This window comes from Bacillus sp. CECT 9360 (assembly GCF_918741275.1).
Lineage (GTDB): Bacteria > Bacillota > Bacilli > Bacillales > DSM-1321 > Peribacillus.
In genome coordinates this window covers 177,080-189,784 of record NZ_CAKKNA010000002.1, presented here as the reverse complement: position 1 = coordinate 189,784, position 12,705 = coordinate 177,080, and the positions used below count along the sequence as shown (strand labels likewise).

Annotated in this window: 15 protein-coding genes; 9 read left to right on the top strand and 6 right to left on the bottom strand. The window is 41.7% G+C overall.

The window, feature by feature from the left end:
- Window positions 1–33: 33 nt before the first annotated feature.
- The 3 genes from LQ216_RS02895 to LQ216_RS02885 all read right to left on the bottom strand — a co-directional run bounded on the left by LQ216_RS02895 (window position 34) and on the right by LQ216_RS02885 (window position 2,156).
- Window positions 34–282, bottom strand: a complete 249-nt coding sequence (locus tag LQ216_RS02895; protein WP_230126616.1) for a transcriptional regulator SplA domain-containing protein — start codon at window positions 280–282, stop codon at window positions 34–36.
- A gap of 111 nt (window positions 283–393) precedes the next feature.
- Window positions 394–1,260: a Cof-type HAD-IIB family hydrolase gene (locus LQ216_RS02890; RefSeq protein ID WP_230126615.1), complete on the bottom strand. Its 867-nt coding sequence runs from the start codon at window positions 1,258–1,260 to the stop codon at window positions 394–396.
- Between the two features lie 539 nt (window positions 1,261–1,799).
- A complete protein-coding gene (locus LQ216_RS02885) occupies window positions 1,800–2,156 on the bottom strand; it encodes a YlbF family regulator (protein ID WP_230126614.1) in 357 nt (118 codons plus the stop codon).
- 192 nt (window positions 2,157–2,348) lie between these two features.
- Between LQ216_RS02885 and LQ216_RS02880 the strand changes: the two genes are divergently transcribed.
- The 6 genes from LQ216_RS02880 (at window position 2,349) to LQ216_RS02855 (ending at window position 7,904) form a co-directional block, all read left to right on the top strand.
- Window positions 2,349–3,713: a YheC/YheD family protein gene (locus LQ216_RS02880; RefSeq protein WP_230126613.1), complete on the top strand. Its 1,365-nt coding sequence runs from the start codon at window positions 2,349–2,351 to the stop codon at window positions 3,711–3,713.
- 27 nt (window positions 3,714–3,740) lie between these two features.
- On the top strand, window positions 3,741–4,814 hold the full coding sequence (locus tag LQ216_RS02875; protein ID WP_230126612.1) for a YheC/YheD family protein: 1,074 nt from the start codon (window positions 3,741–3,743) through the stop codon (window positions 4,812–4,814).
- A complete protein-coding gene (locus LQ216_RS02870; protein WP_230126611.1) occupies window positions 4,815–6,179 on the top strand; it encodes a YheC/YheD family protein in 1,365 nt (454 codons plus the stop codon). It begins immediately after the preceding gene.
- Window positions 6,180–7,376 carry a YheC/YheD family protein gene (locus LQ216_RS02865; protein ID WP_230126610.1) on the top strand — a complete coding sequence of 399 codons (1,197 nt, stop codon included), beginning with the start codon at window positions 6,180–6,182 and terminating at the stop codon, window positions 7,374–7,376.
- A 74-nt stretch (window positions 7,377–7,450) separates the two neighbouring features.
- On the top strand, window positions 7,451–7,660 hold the full coding sequence (locus tag LQ216_RS02860; protein ID WP_230126609.1) for a YheE family protein: 210 nt from the start codon (window positions 7,451–7,453) through the stop codon (window positions 7,658–7,660).
- Window positions 7,661–7,724: 64 nt separating this feature from the next.
- Window positions 7,725–7,904 carry a hypothetical protein gene (locus LQ216_RS02855; protein ID WP_230126608.1) on the top strand — a complete coding sequence of 60 codons (180 nt, stop codon included), beginning with the start codon at window positions 7,725–7,727 and terminating at the stop codon, window positions 7,902–7,904.
- Between the two features lie 90 nt (window positions 7,905–7,994).
- On the opposite strand, the gene LQ216_RS20285 is transcribed toward LQ216_RS02855, so the two are convergent.
- Together LQ216_RS20285 and LQ216_RS20280 are read right to left on the bottom strand one after the other, a co-directional pair.
- On the bottom strand, window positions 7,995–8,258 hold the full coding sequence (locus tag LQ216_RS20285; protein WP_253073863.1) for a DUF2837 family protein: 264 nt from the start codon (window positions 8,256–8,258) through the stop codon (window positions 7,995–7,997).
- A gap of 94 nt (window positions 8,259–8,352) precedes the next feature.
- Entirely contained in the window at window positions 8,353–8,724 is a 372-nt protein-coding gene (locus LQ216_RS20280) for a DUF2837 family protein (protein WP_253073861.1), read from the bottom strand.
- A 109-nt stretch (window positions 8,725–8,833) separates the two neighbouring features.
- On the opposite strand from LQ216_RS20280, the gene LQ216_RS02845 reads away from it, so the two are divergent.
- The 3 genes from LQ216_RS02845 (at window position 8,834) to LQ216_RS02835 (ending at window position 12,421) form a co-directional block, all read left to right on the top strand.
- Complete coding sequence (locus LQ216_RS02845; protein WP_230126607.1) at window positions 8,834–9,748, top strand: helix-turn-helix domain-containing protein; 915 nt, start codon at window positions 8,834–8,836, stop codon at window positions 9,746–9,748.
- Window positions 9,749–9,921: 173 nt separating this feature from the next.
- Window positions 9,922–11,025 carry a sn-glycerol-3-phosphate ABC transporter ATP-binding protein UgpC gene (gene ugpC / locus LQ216_RS02840; protein WP_230126606.1) on the top strand — a complete coding sequence of 368 codons (1,104 nt, stop codon included), beginning with the start codon at window positions 9,922–9,924 and terminating at the stop codon, window positions 11,023–11,025.
- Window positions 11,026–11,413: 388 nt separating this feature from the next.
- Window positions 11,414–12,421: a nuclease-related domain-containing protein gene (locus LQ216_RS02835; protein WP_230126605.1), complete on the top strand. Its 1,008-nt coding sequence runs from the start codon at window positions 11,414–11,416 to the stop codon at window positions 12,419–12,421.
- Window positions 12,422–12,446: 25 nt separating this feature from the next.
- On the opposite strand, the gene LQ216_RS02830 is transcribed toward LQ216_RS02835, so the two are convergent.
- Window positions 12,447–12,689, bottom strand: coding sequence for a hypothetical protein (locus LQ216_RS02830; RefSeq protein WP_230126604.1), 243 nt, complete (start codon window positions 12,687–12,689; stop codon window positions 12,447–12,449).
- Between the last annotated feature and the right edge of the window lie 16 nt (window positions 12,690–12,705).

Sequence of the window (12,705 nt, the reverse complement as noted above, 5' to 3'; positions counted from 1 at the left end):
AATTGGAGGTGCAGTTTTTTGCGCCTGTTTTTTTCATTCTTCCTCATTCTGATACATTTCCTGAAACGCCTCTTGAGCGGCAGCTTCCGATGAAAAGAACGCGTCATCATCTTCAATTACATGAAAGGTTTCATTTAAAAATAAGGCCACGGCATTCGGGTCTTTCGGATGAGGAACAATCTCTGCCGGCCTGATATTAGAAACAGTCGGTGTATGCGGATTGTTATAGATGACATATACTTCGTCCCCTGCTTTTACATGCTTCGGATCAATTAACTCCATCGTTTCCATTCCTTTCACTTTTGATGCTATTAGTTTGTGGAATGTAAGGTTAAACTATGATAACGAAACGCATAATAAAATGCCCTATCCGAAAAAAGGCATAAGAAAATTTCATTTGAGAATATTCATTTTTTCCAGAAACTCGATCGGATGCTGCTTACGGAAAAATTCCTTCAGCATATAGGCGACACCACTCTCATCATTGGTCCGGGTTACCCATTGAGCTGCTTTTTTTACTTCAAACGGTGCATTGCCCATCGCTACTCCAAGCCCGCATTCCTTAATCATTTCCATATCATCCAGGCCATCACCAATCGCCACAATTTCACTGTTTTTCATTTTCAGATGATCAGCCAGATGAAGAACGCCGTTCCATTTGGAAACTCCCTTTGTAACAATCGAAAGTCCATTTCCCGCGTTTCGCAAAGCGTAGACCTCAGGGTACATGTCAATGATCAGCTTGAAAATATCTTCCCTTTCTTTACGGTTATTAAAGATGACATCGATTTTCGGGGGTGCTGTCGGTTGTTTTTTCAGTTCTTCACTAAGCAAGTCAACATATTGCTGGGAATAGATATTTTGTTCATTCATATACATAACTGCTTTGCCAAGTAAGTTTTCGGGAAGGTTGACTCTATTTCCGAGTATATATTTTTCATGTGTAAGCTGAATTTGGCAATTAACCTGTTCCAGCAACTGGACAATCTCCATGGTCAGCTTTTCCGAGATTCTTTTCACGAAAACCGGCTCCTCCACAGTCGAACCAACAAAGGCGCCTTGATGAGCCACTATCATCGGTTTTATTCTCAAAGCCTTGGCTACCTTTTTTGCTGAATAAAAGCTTTTCGAAGTAACAAGAGCGACGTGCACACCCTTTTGATGCACATATTCGATCGCTTCTTTCGTCGATTTATGCAAACGGCCGTTTGATTGAAGCAAAGTTCCGTTAATGTTTATCGCAAGCAACCGGTATACCATGCTGATCTCTCCCATCTGATTGTTCTATTTCATCTTTATGAATCATTCAGTTTCGGTAGAACAGCTTTAAGATTATAGCTTCTAATAATAAGAAAAGCGCAAGCGCCCTGCAAGTAATGAACGTCGACTAATACCTGCCACATCGTTATGTCTTACGTCGACGCCAGCCCATCCTGGGCAAGTCCGACAAGCATAAGGCGCACCATCGTAGGAGGGCCAAGTAAGGACCCTCAGCTAAAATCCGTCACGTCCTGTGACGAACGCTGACGCCACCACATCCTGTGGAAGTCCGGAGAGGGGTGACTTATGACCTCGAGGCCGACTAAAATCGCCACGTCCTTATGTCTTCGTCGGCACTAGCACGTCCTGTGCGTCGGGGCATGGCTGCTTATGCTAGACATCAATACATGTTGAAAATTTCAAACTTTCTTATCTTCAAAAAAACTCGCCGATTGGCGAGCCTTTTAAGGTGAGTTGCCTATATCCAGTTCGAAAGTTCAGACTTCCAGATCTGCCAAGGCAGCTTCCTTATATGTTTATTATTCTTGTTCTGGCAAGCCGTACAAATCTTCAAGCGGCTTCATGATAATTTTGTTAAGCTCCGCGATCACCATACTCAATCTTTGCTCCGCTTCCATCAATTTAGAGATGGTCGGGTGCTGTTGCACTAAAGCTACCGTTTTCTGTGCCTGCTCGACTTCTTCCGGTGTGATTTCCTGCCCGGTCATTTGCTTTTCCTGAAGCGTCATTTGGATTTGCCGAAAGTTTTCAAACATGCTCCTTGCAGATGGATCGGCGTTCACTTGATCATATTGATTTTTCAATTCTGTATATTCTTTGCTGCCGCGAATTGCTCTTTCCATGTCGTATGCTGAATCGTATAGATTTGCGCTCATCATATTCCTCCTAAACTCTTTTCGAATTCCCTTTCCACTATAACAAAACGAAATAGAGAATGTCACTTTACACAGTGGATTTCTCATTTCTTCTTTTACTGTATGCTGCTATAGCCATGACACATTCCATTACAATCAGACATAAGATATCCTATCCGCTTCTGCCCATCTGATTATAAACGGGGAATGACAATGAAAGTATTGTATGACAAAGCAGTGATAAATGGTGAAGGACATGATGACATTGTTCAAATCGAACAATCGCTGCTGAACAGATGGAACCTTAAAAAAAATGAACAGATCGTTTTGATAGTGGGAGCCAATCAAATCCAACTATTTGTCCGACCAATCCCTGCAAAAAAGCCAACACTTGTAATTTCCAGGCACAGTATTCATCACCTCGCACTGCCTGCCCTTCAATTTCCAGTTCAAATGAGCTTTGATCAGGAAAAAAACGAACTAAGAATCGGTCCGTTCTTATCTGTATTGACCGATCAGCCCTTCGATAATGAGACGGGAACCTTTGGCAAACTGGAGATTTTTTTACAGGAATTGAGGTCATTTTGCGAAGAAAAGGGATTTCCTTTATATATTCATACATTTCAGACAGCAGAATTTGTAGGCTATATACAAGGCTTTTGGTATACAGGTAGCCGTTGGGAATTATGTTCTCTTCCGGTTCCCGATGTTGTCTATAACAGAATCCATTCCAGGGCAAAAGAGAAATCGATTGCTTTCCAGAACTATCTCTCCGCTCTCGATGCACAGGATATTCCGATATTTAATGGCGGCTTCCTTTCCAAGCAAGAAGTACATGAGATCCTCGTTGAATATGAAGAGCTTATTCATTTTCTGCCAGATACGATTCCCTTTGATACAGAAGAGGAATTTGCAGACTTCATCGAAAAACATCGCGTTGTATATATCAAACCCTCTTTCGGAAGCCAGGGAAGAAATATATGCAAACTTACAAGCACCTTAGAAGGCTGGGTATTAGAGCATTCCTCCGATGTTAAAGATACCTATTTATTTACCACCGTTGAAGAGCTATTCAGAGTACTAAAAAAAAATATAAAACACCGATCATATATTGTTCAAAAAGGAATCTCCTTACTGGAATTTGACCATAAAAAAGTGGATTTTCGAATACTGTTGAATAAAACCCAAAAGAAGTTGTGGAAGATAACTTCCCTTGTCGCGAGAATCGGTGATGCCGGGCATATCGTGTCCAACCTATCCCGTGGCGGAGAAATGCAAAATGGTATGGAGTTTTTAAGAGCGTTATTTGATGAACGGGAAGCCAGGCGTTTATATAAAGAAATAGGCAGTCTAGCCTTGCGAACAGCCGTATATTTGTCTGGAAAGCGTACAGACTTGTTCGGTGAGCTCGGAATCGATATTGCACTCGATATAGAAAAGCATCCATGGATTATTGAATTAAACTCCAAGCCATCAAAAGCTTTTCAAGGCAGCTATGAAAAATTTCGGCCTTCTGTGAAATCGATCGTGGAATATATGGACTCTCTTTACAGGGAGAGAAATGCATTAAGGTCCTGACTACATGGACCGGAAAGGAGAATTTTGATGCTTTCATTAGGAATTATGGCTTCCCGCTTACGCAGTGAGGAAACCTATTTCACTGAAATTGCCCTCGCTGCGGATAAGGAAAATGTTGCGATCTATATGTTTTGCCCGGACAAAGTAAACACACAATCAGAAACCATCACCGGTGAAGCATACGATTATAAAAACAACAAATGGACTGCCTCGCACTTTCCAATACCGAATTTTATTTATGATCGAAGTTTTCATGGGTTGGCTAGGCAATCCGAAAAAGTCCGCTACAAGATTAATTGGCTGCAAAATCATTCAATGTTCCTAGGCTTCGGCCTTCCCGGGAAATCAGAAGTACATCAATCTTTTTCCAAAATCGCAAGCCTGAGCCGTTTTCTCCCACCCCTTAAGAAGGTGTATGCAACAGAAGATATATGGAAGGAATTGAACGATCACGGCAAAATCATGTTGAAGCCTGAGTTCGGCTCCAGAGGGATTGGAATTTATCTCCTTTCAGTCAAAGATGGCGGATGGGTCGTCCGGATGACGAAAAAGGAAGAAGGCTATGCCCGCTTTTTCGATAATAAGACTACCTTAAACAGGTGGCTGACGTACCTGCTTGAGGAATGCCCTTATGTGATCCAGCCATATCTTGAGCTTTCCAACAATGAAGATGAACCATTCGACGTACGCATCCTGCTTCAAAAAGACAGCGAAAACAATTGGGTAGAACGCGGCCGTGGAGTCAGGGTAGGGCGCAAGCATTGCATCACTGCGAATCTTGCATCCGGAGCGCGCGCTTTTTCTTTTGAAACTCTGTTACAGGCTTTCCCGGCCGATCTTCAGCCTCAGATAAGCAAGTCCATCCAAGACATTGTCAATCTATTGCCTCGGGAATTGGAAGCGAGGTTTAATCGGCTTTTCGAGATTGGAGTCGACTTAGGGATCGATAAGAAAGGGAACGTCTGGCTACTTGATATTAATTCAAAGCCCGGGAGAAAGATCATTGAACTGCTGCATCCTGAAAAAATGCCTGAACTATACAAAGCTCCTATTTTATATGTCCGCTGCCTTGCGGAAGAATTGTCGAAAGCAGGTGTATAAATGAAAAAAACCTATCGTGTCGAAATTGCCGAGCTAAAAGGAGACAGTTTTTATTATCCATCTAAGCTTGGTTCATTGGGGCATATGAAGAAAATTTGGTATGGGCATCGTTCAATCAGTGCTTCCGTTAAAGAAAATCCTTCAGGCGAACAAACAGCCATTATTTCAAAATCGCTTGCCGAATCGCTGTCATTTCATGAAAACAAGCTCCCGTTGCATCTGTTTATCTATAAAGATAGCATTCACATCGGACCGCTCGTCGGGATATTCACCTCGGGAATCACCTCTATTTTGCACAAACCTGTCGGTGAACGGTCTGGCTTTTTCTCAAGGCTGTTATCACTTAATAAAGCGACAAGCTGCATTCCATTTCTATTCGGCGAGCATCAAATAGATTGGGAGTCAGAAACAATCAGAGGGTATGTCTACAGGGGAAATCACTGGGAAGTCCGTGATTTTCCTTTCCCAAATGTCATCTATGACCGGCTTCCGAACCGGAAAACCGAAAACAGTACGGGACCTAAAGAAGTGAAGCGGAAATTTCAGGAGGAATACGAAATTCCATGGTATAATCCAGGATTCTTTAATAAATGGGACATTCACGAGCGTTTAACCGAGGACGAAGACGCGATTCCCTACCTTCCCGAGACATACCCCTTTCAATCGTTATCAGCCATCGAAACATTGCTATCTAAGTTCCGGCAGGTTTATATCAAACCAATTCACGGCAGTCTCGGGCTTGGGATCCATCAGATCCTTTATGATAAAAATGAACATATTTATTATTGCAGGTACAAGGACGAAAAAAAGATAAATAAGCTCACCAAATTCCCTTCCCTGGAAGCGATGTTCCATCACATCTTCCGGAAGAAGAAGCTTCACAATCTGATTATCCAGCAAGGAATCCCACTCATAAGAACGAATAAGCGACCAATTGATTTCAGGGTCCATACAAACAAAAATCATAATGGCGAGTGGCAGGTAACAGCCATTGCCGCGAAAATCGCCGGCGAAGGAAGCGTGACAACCCACGTGAAAAGCGGCGGATCCGTTAAAACGCTGGATGAGCTTTTCGAAGATAAAAATCTCGCTTTAATTATGCAACAGAAGCTTTCCACGGCTGCACTGACCTTAAGTAATAGTATCGAAAAAACAATGGATGGGGTTATCGCCGAGATTGGCTTTGATTTGGGAGTCGATAAACAAGGGCGTGTATGGATGTTCGAAGCCAATTCAAAGCCAGGAAGGTCTATTTTTTCCCATCCTAAGCTGAGGGAGTTTGAAATACTGACCAGGCAGCTTTGCTTGGAATATGCCGCTTTCTTGACGGAGCAATCCATTCATAGCTCAGGCGGGAAAAATTGAATGAAGATTTATTATCACAGTCCATCTAAGAGTTGGTATCACAGATCAAAAAAGCAACAGCTATACATGGGAGGCAACCGGACTGAAATTAACTACCACAGAGAACACCAGTCAGAAACGGGGCACTCTTTTTCCATTAGAACATTCGAGAAATCAAAAGGAATAGCGGTTGGCATTCTTACAAGCCGTGCCGATAAAAACGATGTCGGGATTGGCGGAAATCTTCCGCTGTTCCAGGATCTGCATCTATACCTTGCAAAGCATGGAATCTTTTCCTATGTATTTACCCCTGAGGATGTAAGGAATGAGGAATTCTATGGATTTATCTTTTCGTCGGAGCTTACACAATGGATAAAGGTTTCAGTACCAGCCCCAGACGTCGTGTACAACCGGATTCCCTTCCGGAGCCATGAAGTCTCTCGGAAATTCCGCCAGACGAAGAATATACTGAAGCGATATAACATTCCTCTCTTCAATCCACGGTTCCTCCATAAATATGAAATATTCGAGTTGTTTAAAGAGGATGATTTTTTAAAAAAGCTTTTGCCGGATACGAGATTGTTTTCTTCGAGTACTGCTCTATTTGCATTTCTAAAGACGCATCGAAAAATCTATGTGAAGCCGGTCACCGGAAATCGCGGAAGCGGCATCTCCATCCTTACTCTCAAACAGGATGAAACGTTGGAAGTATTAACTCCCTCCAAACAGAAGCAATTCAATAGCTTTTCCCACTTTTGGGAACAAGAATCAAAAAAATTCGATTCCAACACCTACATTATCCAAAAAGCGATCAGTCCTAAGAAAATAGATGGTCATCGCTATGATTACCGGGTTCTTGTACACTATGAAAACGGGAGCTATCAATTGAGCGGCAAAGCAGTCAGAATGTCACAAACCCAGGAAATTACCACACATATTCCAAAAGGCGGCATGCTTTATCCGTATGAAAAAGTACGAACCGATGAGTTAGATGAGCGATTAATGAAAATTGCTGAAAGGTGTGGAAAGGTTTTAAGGGATGCTTTTGGCTTTTTCGGCGAGTTTTCCATCGATTTGGGCGAAGATGAATCCGGCATGCTTTATTTATTTGAAGTCAACTCCAAGCCGATGCAATTTGATGAAGAGGAAATTGAGATACAAAGAAGAAGCAACTTGAAAAACCTATTTATCGAACTGGCTTTAAACTCCCCACTATGATTGATATTTTTCATTTACATGAGACGCCCCATTTCCTTTATACTGTATGTATAGAGAGAAATGGGGGTTTTAATGTGATCACACACTTTCAATGGAAACCATTATTCGAAGATAAAAAACTGCCCGGATGGCGGATATCGTTTTATTTTAAACAACAGTCCTTTCAGGGCATCTACCATAAAAACGGGGAAATCGAGTGGGCCGGGGCACAGCCTCCATCAGAGGACGAAGCAAGCGTGAAAAGCATGATTCATGAACTGATGCTATTTCACGTATATGAATGAAATAAATGCTTGAATGAAAACATATCCTCTTTGTTTACAATAGAAGCAAGGAGGCTGATTTATTATGAAGGAAAAAGATAAGTTTCTAAAGGACCGTTTATATGAAGGCAAAGATTCCGTTTACTTAGATGTCGACCGGATTATCAATGAGGGAATGGCTGGAGGAAATGTTTACCAAACTAAAAATGGCAGACAAAACATCGAGGAAGCACACGAATTAACGGACGAAGCGCCTCCCCAGTGAATAAGCAAGGTCCTGAGTCAATTTGCTCAGGGCCTTGTTTTTTTATTGATAAAATGCCGCAATGATTTTGGCGGCCGGGTAGATAAGAGCCTATCCCAGTATAGTACCCACCAATTTGGAAGCGATCATCATGACAACCAGTGCCTTAACATCTCCATACGGTCGTTTCCCTCTTAGCGCCTGATCCGTGATGAGGGCTGATTGCGGGTAGACTAAAAGTGTCAATAATATGGTCGCACTCCGTTTATCATGCCTGAAGAGGCGGCGGAAGCAAGCTGTTTTTCCGGGCTCACAAAAAAATGACGAATATATTGCAGATAGAACCCCGACGGTATAAATCGCAGTTATAAGCATATTCAATATCAGCAAGCGCTTCGGAATTCTTTTATATATTAATGTTGAGAACATCTTTTCGTACTTTTTACAATCCGCTTTATATTATGGATACTCAATGCTTCCACAAGATCGAAGGGACCGAACCCTTTACCTCCAATTTGTTGACAGCCGCAGCGAAAATTTTCAGAAAAGTAGGGATGAGAAGAATGCCAAGTAAAGTACCGGTCGTAGCAGCGAGCAGCACCCAACTGATTTCCGTTATCGGATCCTCATTCCTTGCTATATGCAGTCCGACCAGACTGCCGATTAAGGGCGCCTGTAACATATTCGCCGTCCGGGATAACAATACAAAGCTGTTAAATAACGAAAGCGACAACGAAAATTTGCCGCTTTTCACGGAATTCAGCCTCACTGAATAGGAAAGCGTATCGACGATATGAATAACGGCGGTTAAAATAATCAGTTGGACTAGTAAGGAATCCATCTTCTCACTCCTTTCCCACTCTCTGACTTTCAACCTCTTAAATGGAATGTTACAGTATATATGAGGATCTTTACAAGATGGGCAAAAATATTAGTAAGGGGGAACGACGATGCTAAAAAATTTAAAATTGAAATTTCCCCAGGCCATTGATAGTGACCGCTCATGTAGCCAACCCGACAACTACGCTTGGTTTCAAGATGAAAACGGGCACAAGCTTGGCATACCAAAATCAGACATTTCCACTGAAGAAACCGACTTGCTCCAGCTTCTTTTTCCACTGAGTCAAGATGAGGCTTTTAATCGGAATACAACGATACAAAAAAAACAATGGCACGATTTTTTATATAAAAACAACAATCTAATTCCGCTCACCAGCTGGAATAGCGTTATATATACCCATTTTACGATTTCGGTCAATGATTTTTCCCATGCGGATTTTGGAGAAGCACTTTTAGCATTCATGACTGATGGGGCGCTTATTATTTGGGAAAGCGACTTGACAGGGATTCTAATTGAGGGTGACCGTGATCCAAATCAGGATAGAAGTGATTTTTCAGCCGCTCTTAATATGCTTGAAAGCGACTTTTACGTAAAAATAAGAGCTTATGTTGGCGCCCTTCATCCTGTTGATAAAGAGCTGCCCAGTCATTTACGGATGGAACACAAGCTTTTTATGACAGCCAAACAGTATCTGCCCGATATAAAGGCGGCCAATCTGCCTGCTGTATTTCCCTATGCAGTCATAGCCGGAATCAAAGAAAACGAAACAGATTGGTTTATCCGGCAATTGCTCCAGGACACCAAACAGGATGAGGAGTTAATCGCTTCAGTAAAGATGTATATTGAGTGCAACTCAAATGCAAGCCAGGCTGCCAAACAATTATATATCCACCGAAACAGCCTGCAATACCGGATTGATAAGTTTATCGAAAAAACCGGGCTGGACATACGTACCTTCAACCACGCCCTGACGGCCTACCTGATTATCCTGCTCAGTAAAGACAATTCGCCGGCGTGGGATTAAACGTTTTGCCACCTTATGCGGACAGAAAAGTCTATCTGACAAGTGAGGTGCAGCACGCTGCACAATAAAGCCCTTTCATTTTTGTGCAGCGTGTACATACCTTTCTATCGACTTATCTTATAAACTATTTTCATAAGGAAATAGAAATGATATTTTGATGGAGGGGTTCAGAAATGGCAGAGTTAGTTTTGGATCATATCTATAAATCATACGATAACAAAGTAACCGCAGTTGAAGATTTTAATCTTAAAATTGAAGATAAAGAGTTTATCGTTTTCGTAGGTCCTTCCGGTTGCGGAAAATCGACTACATTGCGGATGATTGCTGGGCTTGAAGAAATTTCTGAGGGAGATTTCTACATTGATGGCAAGCGTGTGAATGATGTTCCACCGAAGGATCGCGACATCGCGATGGTATTCCAAAACTATGCCCTATATCCGCATATGTCGGTTTATGACAACATGGCGTTTGGTTTGAAGCTTAGGAAAATGCCAAAAGAGGAAATCAAGCGCCGCGTCAACGACGCAGCTAAAATCCTAGGTCTTGAAACATATCTTGATCGTAAGCCAAAGGCCCTTTCCGGCGGTCAGCGCCAGCGTGTCGCATTAGGTCGTGCCATCGTACGTGACGCAAAAGTGTTCTTAATGGATGAGCCTTTATCAAACCTCGATGCTAAACTACGTGTGCAAATGCGTGCTGAAATCGCGAAGCTCCATAAGCGTCTAGATACGACAACCGTCTATGTTACACATGACCAGACTGAAGCGATGACGATGGCAACCCGCCTTGTAGTCATGAAGGACGGCATCATTCAGCAAGTCGGTGCGCCTAAGGATGTATATGAAAAGCCTGAAAATGTTTTCGTCGGCGGCTTTATCGGTTCGCCTGCAATGAATTTCCTAAATGGTACACTTGAGAATGGTACTCTAAAAATCGGCGCACAGTCCATTGCCGTGCCTGAAGGAAAAATGAAAGTCCTGCGCGACCAAGGCTACGTCGGTAAAGAAGTAATCCTTGGAATCCGTCCGGAAGATTTCCATGACGAACCAGTATTCCTTGAATCTTCTTCCAATACCCTGATTGATGCCCATATTGAAGTAGCTGAGTTGATGGGCGCCGAATTCATGCTCTACTCTTCCATAGGCGGACAAGAATTCATCGCCCGCGTTGACGCACGCGGATCCGTAAGTCCAGGAGAAACACTTGAACTCGCCATTGACATGAATAAAGCTCACTTCTTTGACAAAGAAACTGAATACAGAATCCGTCCAGTTTAATTTTAAGGAAGGCAACAGTCGAGGACTGTTGCCTTTTTTGATGAATTTGGTTGTGAAATCAGTTTCGGGCATATATCTTATATTTCGAGCATATTTTCTGTTTCGGGCATATATTTCGAATATCGAGCATATATCTCAAATATCGGTCATATATCTCATACTTCGGGCATATATGTTAGATTTCGAGCATATTTTCTGTTTCGAGCATATATTTCGAATATCAAGCATATATCTCAAATTTCGGTCATATATCTCATACTTCGGGCATATATCTTAGATTTCGAGCATAAATTTAGTTAGCTATTTTTACATCAGATTTTTTTCTCATTTTGCAGGAACACAGCCTAAATATATAGAAATTTATAAAAAAACTGTTAGGAGTGATAATTTGATAATAAAAGAACGCCAGATTCCACTAAGAATTCTTAAATTAAAGGCACTATTAAGAAGACTACCTTCATATCATCCAAAACGGCCTGATATTGAAAAGGATTTAGCGCGAAGAAATGCTGGATACAACGGCGAGGAATCACTCGACTACCATCTTCGTTACCTTCCAAATGACAAATACCACATTTTCCACGATTTACGCCTCCACAATGATGACCAATACTTTCAAATCGATACGCTACTTCTTACTTCCTCATATGCATTAATCGTTGAAGTGAAAAATATTTCCGGAACATTACTGTTTGATCAAACTTTCAATCAATTAATCCGTACCATACAAAATAAAGAAGATGGTTTTCCTAATCCAATTTCTCAAGCTAAAAGACATCAGCAACAGTTGCAGATATATATGAGCAACCTAAATATCATTTCGTTTCCAATAGAATATCTAGTTGTAATCAGTAATTCTGCTACCATCGTTAAGACCGGGCCAAAAAAATCCGCTTTAAGCCAAAGAATATGCCACTCATCAGATTTGTCAGATAGAACAAAAGCTTATGAATACCAATATAAAAAAGAAAAACTGCTATCAAAGGATATTATAAAACTAAGTCAGAGTTTGTTAAACAACCATTCACCCCATGATGTCGATATTCTTAATGTTTATAATATATCCAAAAATGAAGTGCTAACTGGAGTTCAATGCCCCATATGCAAACACCTACCGCTCGGACGTAACCACGGGTGCTGGAATTGTCCCAAATGTACCGGTTCATCCAACAAAAGCCATGTTCAAGCATTGATGGATTACTTTCTTCTAATAAAACCTTCCATCTCCAATAAAGAGTTCTGTAACTTCCTGAAGATTTCTTCCCGGCAAACTGCAACACGCCTCCTCCACTCCATGAACCTTCCTTTTAAAGGAACCAATAAAGGAAGAGTCTACTTTAGACCGCCATCTATAAATGATTCTCTTCAAAAATCCGATCAGACTTCACCACCTTAACATCAAAAACGGATTGCTCAGCCAATCATTCCTTTATAAGCACCACTTCATCGTGACCGCACGATGGACAGCTCAGTAAATGTGGACATTCCCCGTTTTTCAAAGAATCCGGAAATCCATCCACCTTTTTTAACGTATTGATGTCTTCGTACGCACTATACTCATCGTAGTAATCCATTACTTTTCCGGTATCTTTCATTTCTGTATCGCAATTCGGGCATGCTACATGAATCGTGCGCAGTCCGTTGCATAGCGGACATAAAGCCATAGCATCCATCCTTCCA

Bases quoted from the DNA above. Each gene is read 5' to 3' on its own strand.
- LQ216_RS02880 (WP_230126613.1), top strand. From the start codon at position 2,349: ATGAAAGTATTGTATGACAAAGCAGTGATAAATGGTGAAGGACATGAT.
- LQ216_RS02885 (WP_230126614.1), bottom strand. From the start codon at position 2,156: ATGAGCGCAAATCTATACGATTCAGCATACGACATGGAAAGAGCAATT.
- LQ216_RS02890 (WP_230126615.1), bottom strand. From the start codon at position 1,260: ATGGTATACCGGTTGCTTGCGATAAACATTAACGGAACTTTGCTTCAA.
- LQ216_RS02870 (WP_230126611.1), top strand. From the start codon at position 4,815: ATGAAAAAAACCTATCGTGTCGAAATTGCCGAGCTAAAAGGAGACAGT.
- LQ216_RS20285 (WP_253073863.1), bottom strand. From the start codon at position 8,258: ATGCTTATAACTGCGATTTATACCGTCGGGGTTCTATCTGCAATATAT.
- LQ216_RS02875 (WP_230126612.1), top strand. From the start codon at position 3,741: ATGCTTTCATTAGGAATTATGGCTTCCCGCTTACGCAGTGAGGAAACC.
- ugpC (WP_230126606.1), top strand. From the start codon at position 9,922: ATGGCAGAGTTAGTTTTGGATCATATCTATAAATCATACGATAACAAA.
- LQ216_RS02895 (WP_230126616.1), bottom strand. From the start codon at position 282: ATGGAGTTAATTGATCCGAAGCATGTAAAAGCAGGGGACGAAGTATAT.
- LQ216_RS02855 (WP_230126608.1), top strand. From the start codon at position 7,725: ATGAAGGAAAAAGATAAGTTTCTAAAGGACCGTTTATATGAAGGCAAA.
- LQ216_RS02845 (WP_230126607.1), top strand. From the start codon at position 8,834: ATGCTAAAAAATTTAAAATTGAAATTTCCCCAGGCCATTGATAGTGAC.
- LQ216_RS02830 (WP_230126604.1), bottom strand. From the start codon at position 12,689: ATGGCTTTATGTCCGCTATGCAACGGACTGCGCACGATTCATGTAGCA.
- LQ216_RS02865 (WP_230126610.1), top strand. From the start codon at position 6,180: ATGAAGATTTATTATCACAGTCCATCTAAGAGTTGGTATCACAGATCA.
- LQ216_RS20280 (WP_253073861.1), bottom strand. From the start codon at position 8,724: ATGGATTCCTTACTAGTCCAACTGATTATTTTAACCGCCGTTATTCAT.